The sequence below is a fragment of the Colwellia sp. C2M11 genome (assembly GCF_018860915.1).
Lineage (GTDB): Bacteria > Pseudomonadota > Gammaproteobacteria > Enterobacterales > Alteromonadaceae > Colwellia.
The window spans coordinates 169,947-193,490 of the sequence record NZ_JAHKQD010000052.1 but is presented as its reverse complement, the minus strand read 5'-3'; the positions used below and the strand labels follow the sequence as shown (position 1 = coordinate 193,490).

Below are 23,544 nucleotides of genomic sequence, written 5' to 3'. Positions count from 1 at the left end.
GGAGGTATATCAACTTAACATTAAGTTGATTCAATTAAGTTTAGGAGAATTCATCCGTATGAAAAAGTTATCAATTATTCCCTTATCTGCTGTACTAGGTGCGGCATTGCTTTCTAGCTCCCTCATACCACTTACAGCACAGGCGTACTCTATTTGGCCAAGTAGCGTTACTGGTCAAGAAATGCCGAGTCTGGCGCCAATGTTAGAGAAGTCAACACCTGCTGTAGTCAGTATTGCAGTCAAAGGTACCCACGAAGTTAGACAAAATGTCCCCAACATTTTTCGGTTTTTTGGTAATCCAAATCAAAACCCTAACCAAGCACAGCAACGCCCATTTCGTGGTTTAGGTTCAGGGGTTATTATTGATGCTAAAGAAGGATATATTGTTACTAATAATCATGTAATTGAAAAAGCAGACGAAATATTAATAACATTAAAAGATGGGCGTCAAATTGAAGCAAAGAAAATAGGGTCTGATGCTGATTCAGATATCGCCCTATTACAGATTGATGCCGATAATCTAACTCAAATTAAAATAGCCGATTCAGATGAACTACGTGTTGGTGACTTTGCTATTGCTATCGGTAGTCCTTTTGGCTTAGGCCAAACGGTAACCTCAGGTATTGTCAGTGCTTTAGGACGTAGTGGGCTAAATATTGAAGACTACGAGGACTTTATTCAAACCGATGCAGCGATCAATAGTGGTAACTCTGGTGGAGCCCTAATTAACCTACGTGGTGAATTGATAGGCATCAATACTGCCATTTTAGGCCCTAATGGCGGTAACATTGGTATCGGTTTTGCTATTCCTAGCAACATGATGAATAATTTAACTAAACAAATCATAGAGTTTGGCGAAGTACACCGTGGTGTATTAGGAGTTTCAGGCCGTAGCCTTAACAGTGAAATTGCAAAAGCAATGGAGCTAGAAACAAATCAAGGTGGTTTTATTGAGCAAGTAATGCCTGATTCAGCTGCCGATGAAGCAGGTATAGAGCCTGGTGATGTCATCACTAAAGTGAATGGCAAGCCAATAAAAACCTTTAATGAGTTACGTGGCAAAATTGGCTCTATCGGTGCAGGAAAAGAGGTTGAATTAACCATTGTACGTAATGGTAAAGAAAAAGAACTCGACGTTACCTTAAAACAATCTCAAGGTAATAATGTAGCAGCAGCTAGTATACATCCAATGTTTAAAGGGGCTGAATTAGAAAACAACAATAATAACAATGGTGTTATTATCAAAAATGTTGAAGAAAATTCTCCAGCTGCGCTAGTTGGTTTAAAAACTGGTGATTTAATTACTGCAATAAACCGCACACGTATTAATAATGTTGGAGATCTGCGTAGTTACTTAAAAGACAAAGAAGGTGTTTTTGCATTAAACATAATTCGTGATAATTACTCTCAATATTTAATGATTCGATAAAAACCTTATCATTAACAATAAGGCTAGTGAAAACTAGCCTTTTTATTTTTCTATTCGTCCAATATTTTATGCTAAACTCAAAAAATATAACAAAAATGATTATCGCAATGATAACTATTATACTGGACGCTATCCTTTGAAATTAAAACCTGCATTAAAGTACATTATAAATTCTATTAGTTATGGCGTATTATTTGCCGTTGCTTTACTTCTATTAAAGCCAAATTTGAATGACAATACTTTCATAAAACAACTTCTGAGTACCGAACAGCAAGAAACAAGCCCTCTTTCTTATGCTAAGGCTGTCAGTGTCGCTAGTCCTGCTGTAGTGAATATTTATTCTGAAGACATTATGCCAAGCTCTGTATATGGTCAGGCTGCCCGTAAAACAACCACATTAGGCTCGGGTGTTATCATGGATAGCAATGGCTATATCCTAACTAATCTGCATGTTATTCAAAATGCAGATTTAATTCATGTTGTATTGCAAAATGGCCAACAATTTCCTGCTCAAATCATTGGTTTTGATAAAATTACCGACCTTGCAGTATTGAAAGTTAACGCCAGTAATTTACCTACTATTCCACAAAAATATAATCAGCAATCGCTCGCTGGCGATATCGTTCTCGCGATAGGAAACCCTTTAAATCTAGGACAAACAGTTACGCAAGGTATCATCAGTGCTACAGGTAGAAGTGGCTTAAGTAACACTAGTTATCTAAACTTTTTACAAATGGATGCCGCTATTAATGAAGGCAACTCTGGTGGTGCTTTGGTTAATAGTAATGGTGTATTAGTTGGCATCAACTCAAGAAAATTTACTCAGTCAAACCCTCAACTAAATATTCAAGGAATTTTCTTTGCTGTTCCTTATGAACTAGCAGCTAAAATCATGCAACAAATTATTGAGAATGGTCGTGTAGTTCGTGGTTGGCTGGGTATTTCTGCGACTCAATATTCTACAGATGCAAAAGGAATTGTCGTTGAAGAGGTAAGTCCAAATAGCCCAGCAAAAGTAGGCAACATTCAAGTAGGTGATATTCTGTACCAGATAGGATCTCAACCTATAAATAGTATTGTACAAGCACTAGATATAGTTGCTGAAACAAAACCAAATACAACATTAATATTTAAACTGTACCGCCAAGGAAAAATTATTGAAACAAATATTACTATTGCTGAGTTTACTAATTAACTAGCGTATAACTTGCTAAAATAATTTATTAATGGCTTAAGATATATTGTTCCATTTCATCTGCGGGCATAGGTTTCGCGTAATAAAAACCTTGCCCATATAAACAATCCATTTTTTGAAGTAATTGTGCATTTTCAAGACTTTCAATGCCTTCACCTATGGTGGCCATACCAAGACTTGTCGCTAGATCAATAATAGTTTTGATAATAGCTCTACTATTATTCTGTTCATGAAAGTTATTAATAAAAGAGCGATCTATTTTCAAAACATCGATAGGAAATTGATGTAAATAACTTAAACTTGAATACCCAGTACCAAAATCATCAAGTAATATTTTAACACCTAAACGTTTGAGCGCTTTCATATTAGATAACACAATTTCGGTATTTTCCAACAGCGCTCGCTCTGTTAACTCAACCCTTAAATTCTCTGGCTTCAAACCAGTTTCTATCAATATACGTTCAATATCATCAGGTAATGTCGCACTAAAAAACTGATTACAAAATAAATTACAGCTAACATATAAGTCATGACGTAATAACGTGTCTTGCCATAATTTCAACTGCTGACACGATTTTTTCAATATTTGAAAATCAATTGCTTGCACTAAATTGGTTTCTTCGGCTAACGGAATAAACTCATCTGGATACACAAAGCCACGCTTATGGCTTGGCCAGCGAGCTAAGGCCTCAAAGCCTTTTATTTCTTCATTATTTAGCTGTATTATAGGTTGATAGTAAGGAATAAACTCTTCCCACTCAATCGCTTCCCTAATATCCGCTTCCAGAGAGAGTGCATTTTGTACTCTTTGATGCATACTTGCATCAAAAACTTCATAACGTCCCTTACCATTGCCCTTAGCATGATACATTGCAGTATCGGCATCTCTTAGCATAGTATCTGCATCATTGTAGCGTTTGTCACTAAACAAAATACCAATACTAGTTCCAGTGAATACTAATTGGTTATTAATAACAAAAGGCTCGGTAAGAAAATCAGTTATTCGTTGAGCTATATCAAAGGCTTTCTGATCTGATTCGAGATCTTCAATTAAAATAACAAACTCATCACCACCAAGTCTAGCAACAGTATCTTTACCACGTAAAATAGAAGACAACTCATAGGCTATAAGTTTTAATAATGTATCTCCAGCTTGGTGACCTAAACTATCATTAACAACTTTAAAACGATCCAAATCTAAAAATAATACCGCAAAGGATAACTCTGGCTTTCGTTTGTTGCAGGCAATAGCATGATTTAATAGGTCAAGAAATACAGCTCTATTAGGTAGACCTGTTAAACTATCGTGTGAAGCGGTGTGTTTTAATTTTTTTTCAGCTTGCTTACGTTGCAGAATTTCTTCTTCAAGCGCTAAGGTTCTTAGTTTGACTTGTTCCTCTAAGAGCTCATGGTTTTGTCTTTCTATTTCCGACATTTCTCGGCGTTTAATCGCAGAAGAAACATGATTAGAAACAAAATTAAGTAATTCTGCATCTTGTTCACTATAAATAGTACGAGGAGAATAACTTTGAATCACCATAACGCCTAATAGCTTTCCAACATAAAGTAAGGGAACCCCTAGCCAAGACTGTTCATCAGAAGTAGGCTTTCGAGTTTGACCACTCTCAAACAGCTCTTGCATATCTTGCTTCGTTAAAAGAACCGTTTTTTGCTGACGAATAACCAGCTCAGAATAATGATCTGATAGCTTTCTTTTTTTGAAATAATTTCGATCATGGTTTGACTCTTCATCGACAACATAAACATACTCAATCGTGTCACTTTCTTCATCGTATTTAGCAATAAAGAAATTAGTTGCGTTAATGAGCTGGCCAACAATATTGTGTACTTTCGAATAAAAAGCATCGATATCAAAACTAGCATCATTCGCTAACTCTGAAATTCGATATAAGGACTCTTGTAATAATTCGGACTTTTCTCGTTCCCGAATTTGTGCCATTAATTCTTGTGTACGTGCGTTTACAGCACTGGTTAAGCGCTCTTTATCTTGTAGACGGATCATAGCACTAACTACATGTTGACCAGTAAAAGTCAGCATATTTAAGTCTTGCTCAGTATACCTAACTTTTTCATTGTAACTTTGTACAACCATCACTCCAATAACTAAATCATTATGTAATAACGGCACACCAACCCAATCAGTTCCAGTTGAACCATGCTGCGTTATTTTACCGTTTTCATAGAGTTGTTTCTCTAATGATGGATTTACTAAGAGGGGCTGTGATGACTCTATCACCAGATGGGTAAAAGAGCCTGCAAGGGCATCATAATCTATAACACCTTCAGGCCTTTCATCTTTTTCATCTACATGATAAACAAACTCAAGTGTATTAAAAGTTTGATCATAAGTAACAACATAGAAATTCTCAGCCGTCATTAATGAGGCTATAGTTTTATGGACTTTAGGATAGAAATGGTTTAAATCTTCACACTCTTGAGATAATTTATTCAAATTAAACAAGGCATTATAACGCAACTGCAAATCTTGATGTTCTGATTGTAAAGTCAGAAGTGCTTGTTCCGCTGTTTCTTCTTTCTTAAGTTTAGCAGTGTCCATATTATTTTTTAAAGATCCATTAGACATAAATAAAAATCACCATTTCTACTACTTTCAATTTAATTCCATCAAGTGTATATAAGCATAATATCTCGACGAAAAAATTCACTCTGATAATGCTAAAATGACTGAATGATATAGGTATTATTTATTGTTAGCTTCCTCATTCATATTTTTTATAATTTCTTTTCTTTTGTGTTTATTACCACAAATAGCTTGTTGCTTTTCATCACGGTAATAACGAATATCAATACAATCTTGCTGGTATCTGCGCTCAAGTTCAGTACGAATTAACGGTTGCCCTTTAGTGTTCACTATTTGACGATGTAATGCTTGGCATTGTTGAATTTGTTCTGATGCTAACGTGATATCTTCACAAGTCTCATTATTACTTGAGCAAGCGGCTAAAAAAAGAACCAAAAATATAACTGAAAAAAAAGATAACTTCATGTTGTGTTTCACTTATTTATATTACAAATTTATTATTGAGCACATTATATAGCAAAGCATTAAAAAATCGTTATTATTTGTTTATATGCTTGATGATAGCTAATATCCGTTTACAATTGGCTTATACTTTACCTTAAAGAGAAAAAAATGACACTATCCGTTGTTGATTACACTGCTAAGAACGCACCAGAGCTGTTTGTGAAAAGCCTGAGAGAAACAGGATTTGGCGTATTAAAAAACCATCCTATTCAGCAATCTTTAGTTGAATCTATTTATCTTAATTGGCAAGAATTTTTTAATAGTCACGCCAAACAAGAGTTTGCTTTTGATGTTGAAAAACAAGATGGCTATTTTTCTTCTGAGATTTCAGAAGTAGCTAAAGGCCATACTCAAAAAGATATTAAAGAATATTTTCATGTTTACCCATGGGGCCGTATTCCTGATTCATTAAAAGATGAAATACTCAACTATTACCAATTAGCGTCTAACTTAGCCAGTGAACTATTAGACTGGGTGGAAGCCTATAGCCCTGAAGACGTAGCAAAAAACTATTCTCAACCGTTGTCTAGCATGATTAAAGATACACCAAATACGCTATTACGCATTTTGCATTATCCTCCATTAACAGGCGATGAAGAAGCTGGCGCAATAAGAGCTGCTGCTCACGAAGATATTAACTTGTTAACTATATTACCAGCAGCAAATGAACCAGGCTTACAGGTACAGTGCCAAGATGGTAGCTGGATAAATGTCCCTAGTGACTTTGGTAATTTAATTATTAATATAGGTGATATGTTACAAGAAGCATCAGGAGGGTACTTTCCTTCAACTACTCACCGTGTCATTAACCCTACCGGTAAAGCTAGCACAAAGTCACGTATTTCATTGCCGCTTTTCTTACACCCTTGTAGTGATGTAAAATTGTCAGATCAACATACTCAAGCCAGTTACCTACTTGAACGCCTACGCGAACTAGGTGTTAAATAAATGGCTCCCTGAATGAGTAAATTGGGAAATATCAATAATAACGTTAGTAAATAAGTGATTAAATACTAACGTTAATTAGCTTACTTTCTCCTAAGCTCAAACTCTCATCTAAAACGTACTTACCAATGGATGTTCGATGTAAAGCTGCCACAGGGTTATTAAAGCGACCAAACATTCTTTTTATTTGATGATAACGCCCTTCTGTTAAGATAACTTCCGCCTGATATTGATTAATAATAGTCAAGGCGACTGGCTGAGTTGTAATATTCTCATAAGCAAAGTACATACCTGCAGAAAAAGCTGCAATATATTCTTGTGTTAATGGGTTTTGCAACGTAACTAAATAATGTTTAGCTACTTTGCTTTTTGGGGATGTTAATTTTTCAGACCAACGGCTATCATTAGTTAACAACACCAAACCTGATGTATTTAAATCTAAGCGCCCAACAATATGTAAACTCGCTTTTTCTTCAGCCGATAATAGTTCACCTAATAAGTCTATAACTGTTATATGTTTACTATCTTTGGTAGCGCACACAACCCCGATAGGCTTATACAACATAACGTACAAAGGTTGGTGTTGCTGAATAATCTTATTATCTAATGAAATAACAGAAAATTTATCAATAGATAAGGCAATATCTGTCGCGATCACCCCATCTACAGTTACTCTTTTTTGTGCTAATAATAAACGCACTTTTTTCCGATTAATTTGACAAGTTTCACTAATAAAGCGATCTAGACGAGCACGATTTATAGACATAATATAATAGTTACTAAATTAAAAAAGTTAATTTGATGAGACTAAATAGTATCTAAGGTTAACTGCTTAGCAACTAAATTAAGTACTTTTTGTAGTTTAATATGGAGCAACCCAGCAAGTATTTTATGCTGCTGGTTTAACATAGAAAACTCTGAATCAGTAATAGCAATATAGCAACTTAGTGTTTGATTTTTTTCACTGTTATTGTAATAGCTAAAAACATCATCGCTATAATTCTTTATTTCTGATTGAGCTTGGGCTTGTTTATGTATAGTAAAGCTGCTCGCTGTTTCTATAAATAGTTTAACGCTAAGCACAGCTTCTTCATTACCATACCAATTAGCAGTCATCGTTTGAAAATTAAATTGTGCTTCAAGTTTATTACATACCGATCTTATTTTAGTAAATTGCTGTACTAAATCATTACAAACAGAAATCGAAATAGGTAATTGTTCTGACATATTTTAGACTCAATTTAAAGCGACACATAAACGATATTATATCGTCAAACTATAATTAAAGCACGATGAGTAAGTGATTACCTAGAGACGATAAAAGAGCTCAAAAGTGAATAAATCCTATCTTGATAAACTTTGCTATAATCTAAGTAAAGTTTTTTGTGAATAAGCCGATATATGGTTATTGAACATAATTATTAATTCATTCTGGAGTAGCGCTATGGCTATCAATATTACTAATGCACCAAGTTTCGCCCCCGAAAATGGCGGTAACGGTACAATTTTATCTGTTGCCGTAAAAGCAAAAGAGGTAGCCGAAGCTGAAGGAGAAATGGCATTGCAATTAATTCAAAGTGCAGCCCCTGTAGCTAGTTCAAACAATACAACTGCCAGCATTGGACAAAACATCAATATTAAAGCTTAACTCTATACGTTTAATAAGCTCATTTTAAAGACAGTTTATTCCATTATTATCATCGTTGATAAGCTATTCTTACTTTATCAAAGGGAATGATTTTCTTTGTCAGTCAGCTATGGGCTCTGCCCCCTGTTTTATTCATATTGTTGCCATAAAGAAGCTGCTACTTTGTCAATTGGCAATCTTTGTTCACTAAGTAACCATTTTACTATTTCAAAAGCTACATCAGGTGTCTTTTTATTTATTCGAGGCTTACACTTTTCCAGCCAATCAGCGACAATATCTTCATCTAATGTCCGCATTACCTCAGCAAATTTAAGATCATGTAATGCAAGTGCATTCGACTCTTGCTCCATTTGACCTTGTAATGGTTTAACGAGTAAAGGCAGCCCTAAATGCAAACATTCACTGATTAATTCAAAACCGCTATTTGATATAACCGCGCTAGCACGACACAAATCTTGTTTAAACCCTGCATAACAAGTGGCTCTTATCGATACATTCTTATCTTCGGTATTATTAACATCAGGAGAATATTGGATAAAATGTTTACTTGGAAATTGTTGTAATAACGTGGTTACTTTACTTTGATTTTCAAAGGGAAGATAAACTAAAACTACATCTTCATCCATTTTTCCAGTAAGACCGACATCAATAATTGGCGGTAAAATGGATTGCTCAAAAGGTGCCCAGTGCAGCCCAATAGAATCCTTTGCTGGCGCAAAGTAATTCATCACGAATTCAGCGAGTAAACTTTTTCCGGCTCGCGGTGTATTATGACCAAAAGCATATTGATGCCCAATACCAAGTACTGGCTTTTTCTTTAGCTTTGCAGCCCAAGCGGTCACAGGTTCAAAATCGGTAATAATTAAATCATAATCGTCAATTGCCAACGTATGAGCATCATAAATAAATCGTAAAAAATTGTTATTGAATGCGGTTGCTAAATAATTAACTTTGCCATTTTGAACAATAAAAGTAAGCCCTTGTTTATAAATAAAATCACCAAAGATCTCCATATCAAAGAGCTTATCTTTAGGGCGGCCAGAAAAAAGAAAAGTCACCTCGACACCATTTTCTTTTAATTGCTTAGCCATAATTCGACTTCGAGCTATATGACCATTCCCTGTGGCTTGAACACCATATAATATTTTCACACCATCACCACAACATAAGCAATACTACTTCCTAAAGTAGCCCCTACCAGCGTATCTGTTGGAAAATGAACACCAAGTATTACCCGTGATATTGCAACACTCGTTGCCCAAAAATAAAGTGGTGATGCAATTAAACCTAGCTCAAGCACACATAAGTTAGCTAATAGAAATGCTGCCATGGTATGTCCAGAAGGAAAGCTAAACTGATCAGAGGCTTCAATTACACTGGTGAAGCCTGTCACTATTTCAGGTGGGCGCCTACGCTTTAAGCTATTTTTTAATACAAAATATAATAACCGCTCTATAGCACAAGCCCAAAGCAATATAATAACAAAGCGCTTTCCTTCTTGAGGACTTATTAGCCAATAGCATAATGGCAGTAGAAACTGCATATAACCATCACCCGTTCGAGAAATAATACGAACCATGGCAATAAACTGAGGATAAAATCGAGATTTTCTACACCATAATAATACACGAAGATCATACTGATAAATGTCATTTAGCATAGCCATTTCCTCTAGTTTCTTTGTTATATGTAGTAGTTGAATACTGCTCTCTTAAAGAGAATTTATCTAACAATCAAGCGAATCACACTAGAATTATTGATGCTTTTCAATATAACGAATGCGTTTTTTAGTAAGCAATTTATCAAGATCAACCACCACTAAACCATCAACACAATCATTAAAATCTGGATCAATATTAAATGCTGAAAAACTGACACCGCCCTCTTCACATAAAGAAGAATATTGCTTATAAAGTGTTGGTACACTTACACCACAATTCGCCAATAAATGCTTTAAAGTTACAAAATCTTTTTCTTTATCAGCACCATCAAATGCTGCAAGCAGTTCACCTTTTTCCATATCGTCAAGTTGAAAAGGTATTTTCGCTTTCGCTATCATTTCTTCACTCGGAAAATAATGCTGGTAGTAATGTACAAGTAAATTTTTGGCCGGTGTTGGTAAAGCATTACTAATACTGACAGGCCCAAACAAATAACGATATTGCGGATTTTTAGCTACAAACGCCCCTATTCCAACCCATAAATAGTCTAAACTTCGTTTTCCCCAATATTTTGGTTGAACAAAACTACGGCCTAACTCTAAGCCTTTGGCAAAGATTGGTGCCATACTGGGTTGATAATCAAATAACGTATTAGTATATATACCCTGAGATTGTGAGTTATCGATTAACTTCTGAGTTTCAGCAAAGCGATAGGCACCTACAACTTCTAAATCATCGTCGTCCCATAAAATCAAATGTAAATAATCTAGATCATACCCATCAACATCTCGACGCTTCCCCGTACCTTCGCCCACTAAACGAAAAGCAACTTCCCTAAGTCTGCCAATTTCGCGCATAATAGGTGAACAGCCTTGCTGACGATAAAGTAATATTTTCTTACCGTCTGCAGTATTACCCAATAACTCACACTGGCGAATAGCCGATCTAAGCTCAGCGCGATTCTCTGGATGAGCAATGGCTTTTTCTGTTTTTAATATTTCAGCTTTATTTCGAGCAATATTATACAAATGCTTTTTAAACAGTTTAACTTTACTGACTTGCGGCACATCAAGAGAATCAAAATATTCAAATGGAATAACATCACCAATTTTAATATTCATGCGTTTGTGCGCTTGTTTGAACATTTCCTTAATCAAGAGTAACGTAGACAATGGTTTGTACACTGCTGATATTGCATAGAAAAAAGCAGAATTTCGTGCATCCATATACACTGGAAGAATAGGCGATTGCGTAGCGGTAGCAAAATTAAGAAATCCTTTATGCCAACTACCATCACGTATCCCACTAGCTCCCATACGAGAGACCTCTCCTGCAGGAAAAATAATCACAGATCCCTCGTTATTCAGGTGTTGGTATATGGCTTCAAGATTTTTTTTCGGCGTTTTATTACCCATATTATTCACGGGTAACAATAGAGAATGCAATGGTTTAACATTCATTAATAAGTCGTTGGCAACTACTTTAAAGTCTGGCCTAACTTCACTGATCATCTTTATTAGTGCAGCACCATCTAACGTGCCGATAGGATGATTCGCGATAATAATAACTTTACCGGTCGCCGGAATTTTTTCTCTATCTTTATCGCTGACACAGTAACCAAAATCAAAGTGATCGAGCATTGCTTCGGCAAAGTCTAGCCCCTTGGCATATGGATATTGTTTTTCGATAGTCAGTAAGGCTTTTTCATGCAACAGATAACGTAAAATGTTTCTGATACTTTTGCTCATCAATGACTGATGATTCATTTTTGGTAGGCTGTCACTAACAACTTGATCGACATTAAACATGTTCATTCCGCCATAATCAGATATTCACTGATTACTCAGAATATAGTACTTTTATGGCTAATATTTGACGTTTAAATGACAACTTTATGACATATTAATAAGTAATTAAACAACAGGAAAGTGTAGCGCCCGCTAAAGCATTATTGTTAATACTAACATCAAAAAATATTAATTCTTTAAGCTATGCAACCTTACGCCCTTTCGTGCTGTTTTTTTCAGGTATAATGTTAATAAGGTTACTAACATTATTAATTTTAGCCCAATAAACAAGTGATAAGTCTCCCTTGCTAGACTCTACTAACGCTGAACAGTTTTCAATCCAATCACCGTCATTTAGATACAGAATACCAGCTTCTTCAACGATTTCGGGGTGATGAATATGCCCACAAACAACACCATCAAAACCTTGTTTTTTTTGCGGTATCGCAACACGCCTTTCTATATCGCGCTATTGCCTTGCCAGCCCCTTTCAATTTTCCTTTAATATAACTAGCTAATGACCAATAAGGCTGGCCTGATTTTACTCGAGCCCAGTTATACCAACGATTTAAAAACAACAAAAAATCATACAATAGATCCCCAACCCATGAATGCACAGGCCCAAAACAAACTTGTTGGTCAAACTGATCACCATGTAAAACCAGAAGTTTTTTACCTTGAGCTGTTATGTGTGTATAACTTCTATGAATCTCGATATCACCAAAATTCATTCCATCATACTTTTGAAGGGGTTCATCATGATTTCCTGGTAAATAAATAACGCGAGTGCCCTCAGAAGGTAAAGAGAGTAGTTTATGAAATAAGTTATTATGCGCTTTCGGCCAACGAAATTGTTTAGACATAGCCCACATATCGACAATATCGCCCACAAGATATAAGGTCTCTATTTGACTATGAATAAGAAAATCTAATAAATACTCAGCCTTACAGTCTTTACAACCTAAATGAATATCAGACAACCAAACAGTTTTATAATGCGTTTTTGACATAATAATTCCTATAATGAGTCATTATGGGCAAGGCTAATAAACGTTTCTTACAGTAGTGTGACTATTTTTTGAACATATCATGACAAGACATATGATGTAAGCAAGAAAGCCTAATATTGCGTGTTGATTTTTCTTTTGATCATAAGAAAATCAAGCAAAAAAAAACGTTTACCTGAAATCAAGTAAACGCATTATAAAAACATGAAACACTAAGGGAATAAGTATCTTCATATAGTAAGAGTAGTTATTCGTCTTAAAGTTCCCAATACCATGAAAATAATTAAACTTTATATTTTTTATAAAATTTAATTATCATTAAATAGAAAAAACACTTACCACATATAATGCTAAGACCCTTAACTTAATAACATTTTTTTGTGATACTTACTTTTAGAATACTAATTTTCAGCAAGCTAACTTTAAAAGTACTGATTGCCATATTACGCTCTATTTCATACCCCCTAAACAAATCTGGCCCTAAAAGCTGTAGGTGTTAGCCCTATTGTTTTAATAAATACCTTACGAAAACTATTTACATCATCATAACCTATGCTATGAGCAATTTGCTCAAAGCTTTGTGTTGTTGATTCTAATGATTCACATGCTTTTTGCACTCTAACTCTTTGAATATACTCAAAAGGCTTTATTGTTGTCGCATGAGTAAAATGACGTAAAAATGTTCGCTCGCTCATGCAAGCGACAACAGCCAAATCAGCCATCTTTAGTGATATATTATAATTTGCTTGTATATAATATTGAGCTTTTAAAATTTGATGATTGCCATGGCTAAATTTAGGTGTAAAAGTCTCATAGTAGCGCTGCTCTCTTTTACCCGTATCTACAATAAGGTACTTTCCAAGCTTACGCATAATATTTGGCCTAGAAAATTGGGCGACGATTTCTAACCCTAAATCAATCCATGATGTAAGCCCGCCAGCACTAATTATGTCTCCATCATTTATCAATAAACGCTCTATTTGGAGTGATACTTTGGGGTACTGATCCTTAAATTTATCGGCTAATTGCCAGTGTGTTGTCGCTATCCTGTTATCCAACAACCCTGTTTTGGCAAGTATAAATGCGCCTGCACAAGTAGAGCATAATATCGTTCCTCTCTTGTGCGCCTCTTTGATAAATTGTAATAACGCTGGTTGAGGCTTATTGTGATAACTATCATCTAAGCTAGGAGGAAGAATAACTATATCACTTTGAACCACACCTACTAATTCCTCGCTTGGTTTCACAATTAAAACTGTAAATTGCATATCAAGCTCGCTATCTCTAATTATCTGATTAGATAATAAAAATAGTTCTTGTAAGCCGTGAACTGCACTTTGTAGCGCGTTAGGGTAATCAATAATTATTACACAAATAGACTTTGTCATTTTTGCACTGTTTAATGGCAATTTCGCCATAGGCATTCTTAAGAAGGATTTCGCATAATACCTTTAACAAAACAGTGAAACAACACAAGAGGGTTATTATGTCTACTATTGCTTTATTATTAATTGATTTTCAAAACGACTATTTTTCAAGCTACAATGGAGCTAAATGGGCGCTGTCTGGTACTGAGACAGCATCATTAAATGCAGCAACTCTATTAACTAAATTTCGCCAGAAAAAATTACCTGTCATTCATGTTCGTCATGAATTTCCTTCTAATGATGCTCCATTTTTTTTACCTGAATCTAAAGGTGCACAAATTCACAACAGCCTTACGCCGCTTGAAAGTGAACCTGTTATTTTGAAACATCAAATTAATAGCTTTAAAGATACGGACCTACAAAAAATCATTAATGATCTTAATGTAGATAAATTAATTATTGTTGGTGCAATGAGTCATATGTGTATTGATGCTGTTACCCGTGCAGCTGTAGATTTTGGCTATGAGTGCCATGTTGCTCACGATGCTTGTGCGACATTAGATCTCGAGTTTAATGGTGTCATAGTGCCGGCAACTCAGGTTCATCATGCATTTATGGCTGCATTAAACTTTGGATATTGTAATGTAGATAGCACTGATAAATTATTAACGTTAGTTAATTAGCAGAGCAAAATTTATATTGTTATAGTGGATGGCATATTCAATTAAATGTTAATTATTGTTCAAAAAAGTAATAGTTTATGTAGGATAAATATGCGATTTAACAGCATAACGTTTTTGTTATAAGCTTTATATACTGCATTATTTAATTTTAATCGGTAATGAATTACACCGCATTCATTACCGATTTTTTATGAATTATTTAAGACCTTATCATCACTATTTTTTAGTTAAAGCCAGCTAAAAATCAAGCTTAACAATATGAAAGTTTGTTCATATTTTAATGGTAATATTCCAGTGCTATACTTTTTTGACTAATAAAAAGACAGATATGAAATTAAATTCATATCTCTTATGTTAGTGAAACTAAAGTGATTAAATTGATTATTAAAAATAATATAAAAATTATAATTATCCTTAGTTATAAGATTTTATAAAAATAAAAATTCAATTTAATTATTCCTTTTTATATTTAGCGCCGCTTCACTATGAATAATTTAGAACAAAGAATAACGGTAAAGCATTATCTATTTTGTCGAGCAAAATAATATTCGCTCTTAAATATGTAGTGTCATTATCATTCATAGGTGTTCTAGCTGCTTAAGTATAAATATTTATATCAGGCTGTAGCTATAAGGTATTAAATAATGTCGAATAAAAGTGGGGGCTTTTTTTCTTTCTTAATGAAAGATAAAATAATTGCTAAATCGGGGTTTAATCGCTGGCTAGTCCCGCCAGCATCTATTGCAATTCATTTATGTATTGGTTCTGTTTACGCATGGAGTATATTTAATCCTGCGCTAATTAGGGAGTTAGGGGTCGTTACTAGCTCATCTGGCGACTGGTCATTAAGTAATGTCGTTTGGATATTCTCTGTTGCTATTGTTTTTCTTGGCTTATCTGCTGCTGTCGCTGGAAAGTGGCTCGAAGAAGTTGGCCCTCGTTGTGTTGGTGTTACCGCCGCATTTCTTTGGGGCGGTGGCTTTATCATTGGTAGTTTTGGTATATCTACCCATCAATTATGGCTTGTTTACTTAGGCTATGGTGCCCTTGGCGGGTGTGGCCTAGGTTTAGGTTATGTTTCCCCTGTATCCACCTTGCTCCGTTGGTTCCCAGATAAGCGAGGGATGGCTACCGGTATGGCTATTATGGGTTTTGGTGGTGGTGCCATGATCGGCGCACCTCTCATCTCCTCGTTATTAAAATTCCATGCTGTAGCACCGACTTATCTAGGTACCGAAAGTAGTGTAAAACTAATAACTGAGGCAGGTAAGCGTTTTGCAGAAACAGCTTCTGGCACAGTAGAAGTTATTGTGGCAACCGCGCATGAAGCCGCGGAAATGGCCTTTCCTGGTGATGCAGGTGTTTATGTTGTTGGTACTGGTGATACTGGTGCAGCAGGCACATTTTTAACATTAGGCATTGTGTATTTTATTGTAATGATTGTCGCATCACTCTCATACCGTGTTCCTCCTGAGGGGTGGACCCCTGATGGGTGGACCCCTCCAGATAAAGATGCATCTGCCAAAAGCATGATTACCCATAACAATGTACATATTGATCAAGCATTAAAAACACCGCAATTCTGGAAATTATGGGTTGTTCTTTGCTTCAACGTAACGGCAGGTATTGGCGTTATAGGTGTTGCTAAAACCATGATGGTTGATATTTTTGGCTCAACGTTGCCTGATGTAGCGACCGCAACCTTTGCCGGCACTTATGTACTCATGATTTCGGTATTTAATATGTGTGGTAGATTTTTCTGGGCATCAATTTCCGATTTCATTGGAAGGAAAAACACTTACCATTTCTTCTTCGTATTAGGGACTATGCTCTACTTATCGATACCTTATGCTGCCTCTCAAGTAAGTGCTGATCCATCTACGGTATGGTTAATTATGTTCTACGCCGCAACAATGGTTATTTTCACTATGTATGGTGGCGGTTTTTCAACTATTCCAGCTTACTTAGCTGATATATTTGGTACTTTGCATGTTGGCGGAATACATGGCCGCTTACTTACAGCATGGGCTACAGCAGGTGTTCTTGGTCCATTTGCTATTACATACCTAAGAAATATGTCTGTGAATGATGCGATAGCCGATTTGGTTTCAAAAATAGATCCTGCGGTATTTCAAGCTAAATTTGGCTCTGCCGTTAGTCAGTTAAATGAGCTTGTTGCCGCAAAAACAGTAACCGTAAGTAATTTAATGGAATTAGTTCCAGCGGGTACTGTTGATCCAACACCAAGTTTATATAATAGCACTATGTATGCTATGGCTGGTTTATTAGTTATTGCTTTTTTTGCTAACTTAACAATTCGTCCTGTAGCCGCTAAACATCATGTGGAAAATACGCATGGTTAACAGTTAGTATTTGACTGATAAAGAACAATAAAAGCCGCGTTAACTTATAGTTAAAGCGGCTTTTATATATTTATTTAGAGAATATTATAAATCCCAAGGTAGCATATCTTCTAAATCTGCAATATCACCACAAGCGGTCGACTCATAGCCAGCTAACTTTGCTACTTCCTCATGAAACTTATCACTTTTTATTTCAGTAATTAAACGCTTTACCGAGAGTTCTTTTAGGGTATTTTGATGACAAACCAATACATAATGTTCAGTAGTTAATGGGATAAAATCTAAGCCGAATTGACGTGCTGCTGTTTCAATACCAATACCAACATCTGCCATCCCTGAAGCGACATAAGCGGCTATAGCGGAGTGTGTAAATTCAAACCGATCAAAGCCAATAACATCATTAGACTCAATTGATGACCTTGCTAATAATTCATCTATCAATAATCGTGTACCTGAGTGTTTTTGGCGATTAATAAATTTAACACTACTCTTTTTTAAATCTTCGATTTTAGAAATATTTTTAGGGTTATCTTTTTGAACTATCAAGCCTTGTTTACGTGTAACAAAGCGAATCACTTTATAGGTATTTGCTTTAAAGTATTTACTATAAATATCAATCAACCTTTGGCTAACAATATCAGTAGGTAAGTGAAATGCAGCTATATTGCACTCACCTTTACTTAACGCATCAAATGATTCTTCATAACTTCGGTATTGCAGATCTAATTTAAATTTATTAGTAAAGTTAGGTAGTAAAGCAATAGCATAACCATAGCTTGCTGCAATCTTTAACAAAGGCTCCTTAACCATTAAATGTTTTTGTATTTCTAAATTTAATTCTGACGCAATACTGATTAATTGAGGTTCAAATCGTGCTTGAGCTCTTTGTTCAGCCCAAAGTAACTTCTCACCTAGCGGTGTTAACAACGCCCCCCTTCCTTTTTTTAATTCAACTAAATCAGAACCGAAAAAATCAGTCCACTTTTTTAATACATTCCAAACATGGCGATAAGACATGCCTAATTTACTGGCAGCTACGGTCAATTTTCCAGAATGATGCACAGAGCTGAGCAACACAAAAAGTCGAGGATCTACATACTCGCCCTGTTCATCATAAAATGACCACGCTGGTTTAATTTGAATTCTCTTAGACATCACTATTTTATCGGTCATTTTTCACCTTTTATTATTTTAATTTTAAAGTTTAGCTGTTTAAACCATAGATAATTTCTTGTTCTGCTAGTTTCTAATTTTTATATTTCACAATTAAATCATACCCTTAAATCGATTAAAAAAAGAACTCATTTATGAAATATTGTTCATATTCTTATAGCAAACCAATGGTGATATAGTCAGCGTATAAAAAGAACTATAGACAATAACAAATATGCAGCTTAGTTCATATATGTATTTTGTCACAACCATCCAGGAGTTTGTATGCAAATCGAATTATCTTCCCCATTGTCCAGTGTGGAAAACATCATTGATTCTTTAAAAAATAAAAAAGGCTCTTTGCTGCCTATATTACATGCTATTCAAAAAGAAGTAGGCTATATAGCACCTCAGGCTATAGAGAGAATAGCGACAAAGTTGAAACAAACACCAGCAGAGATTCATGGTGTCATTAGTTTTTATCATCAATTTCGTATAGCCCCTCCAAGTGACTATCAGATTCAGATTTGCCGAGCAGAAGCTTGTCAATCTCGAGGGAGTAGGCAGCTTGAAGAACACGCCAAAGATCTTTTAAATATTGACTACCACGAAATGACAAATGATAAAAAATTCAGTTTGGATAGCGTTTATTGTCTAGGTAACTGCGCAACAGGACCTAACATTCGAGTTAATGATGATCTTCATGGTCGCATTTCTAATGAAAAATTTGAACAGATCATTGCTAATTTAAACAGCAAATCTAAGTGAGATAGACGATGAAAATTTTTATTCCACGAGAAAGTACCGCAATTTCATTAGGGGCACATGATGTTGCTCAAGCATTTACCGATTATTCATCTCAACACAATATTGACATCAGCATAATAAGAAATGGCTCCCGTGGGTTATATTGGTTAGAGCCGATGATTGAAGTTGAAACACCACAAGGGCGAATGGCATATGGCCCAGTAGAATCAGCAGATGTTGCAAGTATTATCGAAGACATCACTAATAATATCCTCCATGAAAAACAACCTGCGCATTCACTGGCACTGGGTTTAACAGAAAATATTCCTTATCTCAAAAAGCAAACACGCATAACATTTGCTCGCACAGGTATTATTGACCCAATTTCTCTAGCGGATTACCTCGCTTTAGATGGCTTCAAAGGTTTGCAAAAATCACTTGAGCTATCTACACAAGAAATTGTGACAACGATTGTAGATTCAGGTCTTCGTGGCCGAGGTGGCGCTGCTTTTCCTACCGGTATCAAATGGCAAACGGTAAGAGATGCAACTGCCGAGCAAAAATATATCGTTTGTAATGCAGATGAAGGAGATTCTGGTACCTTTGCCGATAAATTAGTAATGGAGTGTGATCCCTTTATGCTAATTGAAGGAATGATTATCGCTGGATTGGCTGTTGGTGCGGATCAAGGATATATTTATTTACGTTCCGAATACCTTATTGCTGATGAAATATTACAACAAGCAATTGAAATTGCCTATGAAGCAGGTTATTTAGGTAATAACATTTGTAATAGCGGTAAAACCTTTAATTTAGAAGTAAGATTAGGCGCTGAAGCCTATATTTGCGGGGAAGAAACCGCTCTTTTAGAATCCATAGAAGGTAAAAGAGGCCTAGTGCGCTTCAAGCCACCATTACCAGCTTTAGAAGGGCTGTTTGGTAAGCCAACTATTGTAAATAATGTACTGTCGTTAGCTGCTGTTCCTTTTATTATGAGTGAAGGTAGTCATTCATATCAACAGTATGGCACTAATCGCTCACGAGGTACTTTACCTTTTCAGCTAGCGGGTAATGTTAAGCAAGGAGGCTTAATTGAATTACCGTTTGGCTCAAGTTTAAAAGATCTTATTGATGAATTTTCTGGTGGTACCGCCAGCGAACGTCCAATAAAAGCGGTTCAAGTCGGTGGACCATTAGGTGCCTATTTACCAACGAATAAATTAGATATCCCACTTGATTATGAAGCCTTTTCTAAAGCTTCTGCCGTGTTAGGTCATGGTGGCATTGTCGTCTTTGATGACAGCGTTGATATGCTAGAGCAAGCCCGTTTTTCAATGGAGTTTTGTGTTGTTGAATCTTGTGGCAAATGTACCCCTTGTAGAATTGGTTCAACCCGTGGTGTAGAAGTCATTGATCGTATAAAAAACGATGAGCGCCGCGCTGAGAATATGGCTTTACTTAACGACCTTTGCGACACCATGGTTGATGGATCTTTATGTGCAATGGGCAGTATGACCCCAATACCAGTACGTAGTGCTTTCACTGATTTCCCTCAAGATTTCTATTTAACGACACAGGTAAACAATCATGATTAATTATTTTGATCCGGCAACAAACACAACCTCTAATAAGCCAATCGATTTTAATAAGGATTATGGCACTCCTGCCAGCACTTCAACACAAAAAGTGTCTATCGAAATTGATGGAGTAACAATAACAGTTCCTGCAGGTACCTCCGTTATGCGTGCTGCTGCAATGGCTGATATTAATATTCCTAAACTGTGTGCTACAGATAACATTGAAGCATTCGGTTCATGTCGTTTATGTGCTGTACAAATTAAAGGTATGCGAGGCTACCCAACATCTTGTACGACACCAGTAAAAGAAGGCATGGTAGTGTCTACTGAAAATAATGACATTGCAAAACTGCGCCGTAATATTATGGAGCTATACATCTCGGATCACCCACTTGATTGCTTAACCTGCTCAAGTAATGGAGATTGTGAATTACAAGATATGGCCGGAGCCGTTGGCTTACGTGAAGTACGTTATGGCTTTGATGGTGATAATCATCTTGACGCTAAAATTGATGAGTCGAACCCTTATTTCACTTTCGAACCGAGTAAATGTATTACCTGTTCTCGTTGCGTTAGAGCCTGTGAAGAAGTCCAAGGTACCTTTGCCTTAACTATTGAAGGTCGAGGTTTTGCTTCAAAAGTGAGTGCTGGTACTAGCGAAAACGACTTCTTATCTTCTGATTGTGTCTCTTGTGGTGCCTGTGTACAAGCTTGCCCTACTGCCACACTCACAGAAAAGTCAGTTATTGAAAAAGGCCAGCCAGAACATAGCGTTATTACAACATGTGCATATTGTGGTGTTGGTTGTTCATTTAAAGCTGAAATGAAAGGCGAAGAAGTGATACGAATGGTGCCCTACAAAGGCGGTAAAGCTAATCAAGGCCACTCTTGTGTAAAAGGTCGTTTTGCTTTTGGTTATGCTACCCATAAAGATCGCGTCACCGAACCTATGATCCGTGACAGCATTGATCAACCTTGGAAAGTTGTTAGCTGGGACGAAGCATTAGCGTTTTCAGCTAACAAAATTAAAAACATTCAAACTAAATATGGCCGAGAAAGTGTTGGCGGTATTACCTCATCACGCTGTACTAATGAAGAAACCTATTTAGTACAAAAGCTTATTCGCGCTGCTTTTGGTAATAATAATACCGACACCTGCGCACGTGTATGTCATTCGCCTACCGGTTATGGACTAAAAGCTACTATTGGTGAAGCAGCAGGAACACAAACCTTTGACTCAGTGATGAAGTCTGATGTGGTCATGGTTATTGGCGCAAATCCAACTGACGCCCATCCAGTATTTGCTTCACAACTACGTAAACGTTTACGCCAAGGGGCTGAGTTAATTGTAATAGATCCAAGAAGTATTGACTTACTAAATACCGCTCACATAAGTGCTAATCATCACTTACCATTAAAACCAGGCACAAACGTTGCCATGATCAATGCCATAGCACACGTAATACTTAGCGAAGGTTTAGAGGACAAAAACTTCATTGAACAACGTACCGATGAATACAACGAGTGGCGTGAATTTATTCTTGATGAGATCAATTCTCCTGAAGCAATGGAAAGTATTACCACCGTAAGTGCTGAACAAATTCGTATTGCTGCTCGTGCGTTTGCTAAAGCAAAAAATGGTGCTATCTATTATGGTTTAGGCGTTACCGAGCATAGCCAAGGTTCAACCATGGTAATGGGTATTGCCAACTTAGCATTAGCTACCGGCAATATTGGCCGAGAAGGCGTGGGTATTAACCCTTTACGTGGTCAAAATAATGTTCAGGGTTCATGTGATATGGGCTCATTCCCACAAGAGTTACCAGGTTATCAGCATGTTAGTGATGATGTATTACGTGCAAAATTTGAGAAAAATTGGGGAGTAACCCTAGACAACGAACCAGGGTTCCGTATTCCAAATATGTTTGATGCAGCTATCGAAGGAACGTTCAAGGCCATGTATGTACAAGGTGAAGATATTTTACAATCAGACCCTAATACCCAGCATGTACAAGCCGCACTAGCATCGTTAGAATGCTTAATTGTTCAAGATATTTTTCTAAATGAAACAGCATTATACGCTCATGTATTTTTACCTGGCTCTTCATTTTTAGAAAAAGATGGTACTTTTACCAATGCAGAACGACGTATCAATCGAGTGCGTAAAGTAATGAAGCCATTGGCTGAATTTGCCGACTGGGAAGTTACCCAAAAGTTATCTAATGCATTAGGCTATCCGATGAATTATCAACATCCATCTGAAATAATGGATGAAATTGCATCATTAGTACCAACGTTCAGTAAGGTTAGTTACGAAAAACTGGACAAGCAAGGTAGTATTCAATGGCCTTGTAACGACGAGTTTCCTGATGGCTCACCCATCATGCATGTGGACAACTTTCCAATTGGTAAAGGGCGTTTTGCGATCACGCCATACCTTGCCAGTGAAGACCGTGCTAATAAAAGATTCCCACTATTACTCACTACTGGGCGAATACTCAGTCAATATAATGTAGGAGCACAAACACGACGTACCGACAATCAAACTTGGCACAAAGAAGACCTACTTGAAATACACCCTAATGATGCCGAAGAAAGAGGCATTAATGACGGTGACTGGTTAGGTATTACGAGTCGGGCTGGCGATACTGTCTTAAGAGCTAAAGTTAGTGAACGTATGCAAAGTGGTGTGGTATTTACTACTTTCCATCACCCGATAAGTGGAGCTAACGTTATTACCACCGACAGTTCAGATTGGGCAACAAATTGTCCTGAATATAAAGTTACCCCTGTACAGGTTGAAAAAGTCACCTCTCCATCAGATTGGCAGACGCGTTATAAAAAGTTTAGTGCTCAACAAAAAGAGCACTTTAAACGTTCACCTAAAAAACAAAAAGCTAGCATAGGAAGTTAAGT

The 23,544-nt window shown here is 36.3% G+C and carries 18 protein-coding genes and 1 pseudogene; 9 read left to right on the top strand and 10 right to left on the bottom strand.

The genetic code is table 11. From position 1 onward, the window contains the following. Nucleotides 1-58 precede the first annotated feature (58 nt). Entirely contained in the window at nt 59-1,429 is a 1,371-nt protein-coding gene (locus KO509_RS16130) for a Do family serine endopeptidase (RefSeq protein WP_215974284.1), read from the top strand. A 136-nt stretch (nt 1,430-1,565) separates the two neighbouring features. After that, complete coding sequence (locus KO509_RS16125) at nt 1,566-2,624, top strand: trypsin-like peptidase domain-containing protein (RefSeq protein WP_215974283.1); 1,059 nt, start codon at nt 1,566-1,568, stop codon at nt 2,622-2,624. Nucleotides 2,625-2,652: 28 nt separating this feature from the next. Here KO509_RS16125 and KO509_RS16120 read toward each other — a convergent pair whose 3' ends face one another. Continuing rightward, entirely contained in the window at nt 2,653-5,229 is a 2,577-nt protein-coding gene (locus KO509_RS16120; protein ID WP_252727650.1) for an EAL domain-containing protein, read from the bottom strand. A gap of 117 nt (nt 5,230-5,346) precedes the next feature. Beyond that, entirely contained in the window at nt 5,347-5,652 is a 306-nt protein-coding gene (locus tag KO509_RS16115; RefSeq protein ID WP_215974282.1) for a hypothetical protein, read from the bottom strand. A gap of 147 nt (nt 5,653-5,799) precedes the next feature. Here KO509_RS16115 and KO509_RS16110 point away from each other — a divergent pair, with 147 nt between their 5' ends. Further along, on the top strand, nt 5,800-6,639 hold the full coding sequence (locus KO509_RS16110) for a 2OG-Fe(II) oxygenase family protein (RefSeq protein WP_215974281.1): 840 nt from the start codon (nt 5,800-5,802) through the stop codon (nt 6,637-6,639). 58 nt (nt 6,640-6,697) lie between these two features. Here KO509_RS16110 and KO509_RS16105 read toward each other — a convergent pair whose 3' ends face one another. Beyond that, nucleotides 6,698-7,402, bottom strand: coding sequence for a pseudouridine synthase (locus tag KO509_RS16105; protein WP_215974280.1), 705 nt, complete (start codon nt 7,400-7,402; stop codon nt 6,698-6,700). Nucleotides 7,403-7,443: 41 nt separating this feature from the next. Beyond that, complete coding sequence (locus KO509_RS16100) at nt 7,444-7,863, bottom strand: hypothetical protein (protein ID WP_215974279.1); 420 nt, start codon at nt 7,861-7,863, stop codon at nt 7,444-7,446. A 217-nt stretch (nt 7,864-8,080) separates the two neighbouring features. Here KO509_RS16100 and KO509_RS16095 point away from each other — a divergent pair, with 217 nt between their 5' ends. After that, complete coding sequence (locus KO509_RS16095) at nt 8,081-8,284, top strand: cytoplasmic protein (protein ID WP_215974278.1); 204 nt, start codon at nt 8,081-8,083, stop codon at nt 8,282-8,284. A gap of 128 nt (nt 8,285-8,412) precedes the next feature. On the opposite strand, the gene KO509_RS16090 is transcribed toward KO509_RS16095, so the two are convergent. From KO509_RS16090 to KO509_RS16070, 5 genes and pseudogenes are all read right to left on the bottom strand, one after another. Then, complete coding sequence (locus KO509_RS16090) at nt 8,413-9,435, bottom strand: MJ1255/VC2487 family glycosyltransferase (RefSeq protein ID WP_215974277.1); 1,023 nt, start codon at nt 9,433-9,435, stop codon at nt 8,413-8,415. Then, on the bottom strand, nt 9,432-9,944 hold the full coding sequence (locus KO509_RS16085) for a phosphatase PAP2 family protein (protein WP_252727649.1): 513 nt from the start codon (nt 9,942-9,944) through the stop codon (nt 9,432-9,434). The genes KO509_RS16090 and KO509_RS16085 overlap by 4 nt, the downstream gene beginning before the upstream one ends. Nucleotides 9,945-10,037: 93 nt before the next feature. Further along, nucleotides 10,038-11,753 carry a lysophospholipid acyltransferase family protein gene (locus tag KO509_RS16080; RefSeq protein ID WP_215974275.1) on the bottom strand — a complete coding sequence of 572 codons (1,716 nt, stop codon included), beginning with the start codon at nt 11,751-11,753 and terminating at the stop codon, nt 10,038-10,040. Between the two features lie 181 nt (nt 11,754-11,934). Beyond that, a pseudogene (locus tag KO509_RS16075) lies at nt 11,935-12,742 on the bottom strand (UDP-2,3-diacylglucosamine diphosphatase). Between the two features lie 461 nt (nt 12,743-13,203). Further along, the gene (locus tag KO509_RS16070; RefSeq protein ID WP_252727648.1) at nt 13,204-14,157 is read right to left on the bottom strand and encodes a helix-turn-helix domain-containing protein; all 954 of its coding nucleotides are present in this window, start codon (nt 14,155-14,157) and stop codon (nt 13,204-13,206) included. Between the two features lie 68 nt (nt 14,158-14,225). Between KO509_RS16070 and KO509_RS16065 the strand changes: the two genes are divergently transcribed. Then, nucleotides 14,226-14,789 (top strand): cysteine hydrolase family protein, encoded by a 564-nt coding sequence (locus KO509_RS16065; RefSeq protein ID WP_215974274.1) that lies wholly within the window; start codon nt 14,226-14,228, stop codon nt 14,787-14,789. 644 nt (nt 14,790-15,433) lie between these two features. Continuing rightward, nucleotides 15,434-17,152: an OFA family MFS transporter gene (locus KO509_RS16060; RefSeq protein WP_215974273.1), complete on the top strand. Its 1,719-nt coding sequence runs from the start codon at nt 15,434-15,436 to the stop codon at nt 17,150-17,152. 84 nt (nt 17,153-17,236) lie between these two features. Here KO509_RS16060 and KO509_RS16055 read toward each other — a convergent pair whose 3' ends face one another. Continuing rightward, nucleotides 17,237-18,325 (bottom strand): substrate-binding domain-containing protein, encoded by a 1,089-nt coding sequence (locus KO509_RS16055; RefSeq protein WP_215974272.1) that lies wholly within the window; start codon nt 18,323-18,325, stop codon nt 17,237-17,239. Between the two features lie 264 nt (nt 18,326-18,589). On the opposite strand from KO509_RS16055, the gene KO509_RS16050 reads away from it, so the two are divergent. Genes KO509_RS16050 through fdhF form a run of 3 tightly spaced genes read left to right on the top strand, consistent with a single transcriptional unit; the run spans nt 18,590 to nt 23,542 of the window. Then, complete coding sequence (locus KO509_RS16050; RefSeq protein ID WP_215974271.1) at nt 18,590-19,072, top strand: NAD(P)H-dependent oxidoreductase subunit E; 483 nt, start codon at nt 18,590-18,592, stop codon at nt 19,070-19,072. Between the two features lie 8 nt (nt 19,073-19,080). After that, nucleotides 19,081-20,646, top strand: a complete 1,566-nt coding sequence (locus KO509_RS16045) for a formate dehydrogenase beta subunit (protein ID WP_215974270.1) — start codon at nt 19,081-19,083, stop codon at nt 20,644-20,646. After that, a complete protein-coding gene (gene fdhF / locus KO509_RS16040) occupies nt 20,639-23,542 on the top strand; it encodes a formate dehydrogenase subunit alpha (RefSeq protein WP_215974269.1) in 2,904 nt (967 codons plus the stop codon). The genes KO509_RS16045 and fdhF overlap by 8 nt, the downstream gene beginning before the upstream one ends. Nucleotides 23,543-23,544 lie beyond the last annotated feature (2 nt).

Bases quoted from the DNA above. Each gene is read 5' to 3' on its own strand.
- KO509_RS16130 (WP_215974284.1), top strand. From the start codon at position 59: ATGAAAAAGTTATCAATTATTCCCTTATCTGCTGTACTAGGTGCGGCA.
- KO509_RS16120 (WP_252727650.1), bottom strand. From the start codon at position 5,229: ATGTCTAATGGATCTTTAAAAAATAATATGGACACTGCTAAACTTAAG.
- KO509_RS16115 (WP_215974282.1), bottom strand. From the start codon at position 5,652: ATGAAGTTATCTTTTTTTTCAGTTATATTTTTGGTTCTTTTTTTAGCC.
- KO509_RS16110 (WP_215974281.1), top strand. From the start codon at position 5,800: ATGACACTATCCGTTGTTGATTACACTGCTAAGAACGCACCAGAGCTG.
- KO509_RS16105 (WP_215974280.1), bottom strand. From the start codon at position 7,402: ATGTCTATAAATCGTGCTCGTCTAGATCGCTTTATTAGTGAAACTTGT.
- KO509_RS16100 (WP_215974279.1), bottom strand. From the start codon at position 7,863: ATGTCAGAACAATTACCTATTTCGATTTCTGTTTGTAATGATTTAGTA.
- KO509_RS16095 (WP_215974278.1), top strand. From the start codon at position 8,081: ATGGCTATCAATATTACTAATGCACCAAGTTTCGCCCCCGAAAATGGC.
- KO509_RS16085 (WP_252727649.1), bottom strand. From the start codon at position 9,944: ATGCTAAATGACATTTATCAGTATGATCTTCGTGTATTATTATGGTGT.
- KO509_RS16080 (WP_215974275.1), bottom strand. From the start codon at position 11,753: ATGTTTAATGTCGATCAAGTTGTTAGTGACAGCCTACCAAAAATGAAT.
- KO509_RS16070 (WP_252727648.1), bottom strand. From the start codon at position 14,157: ATGGCGAAATTGCCATTAAACAGTGCAAAAATGACAAAGTCTATTTGT.
- KO509_RS16065 (WP_215974274.1), top strand. From the start codon at position 14,226: ATGTCTACTATTGCTTTATTATTAATTGATTTTCAAAACGACTATTTT.
- KO509_RS16060 (WP_215974273.1), top strand. From the start codon at position 15,434: ATGTCGAATAAAAGTGGGGGCTTTTTTTCTTTCTTAATGAAAGATAAA.
- KO509_RS16055 (WP_215974272.1), bottom strand. From the start codon at position 18,325: ATGACCGATAAAATAGTGATGTCTAAGAGAATTCAAATTAAACCAGCG.
- KO509_RS16050 (WP_215974271.1), top strand. From the start codon at position 18,590: ATGCAAATCGAATTATCTTCCCCATTGTCCAGTGTGGAAAACATCATT.
- KO509_RS16045 (WP_215974270.1), top strand. From the start codon at position 19,081: ATGAAAATTTTTATTCCACGAGAAAGTACCGCAATTTCATTAGGGGCA.
- fdhF (WP_215974269.1), top strand. From the start codon at position 20,639: ATGATTAATTATTTTGATCCGGCAACAAACACAACCTCTAATAAGCCA.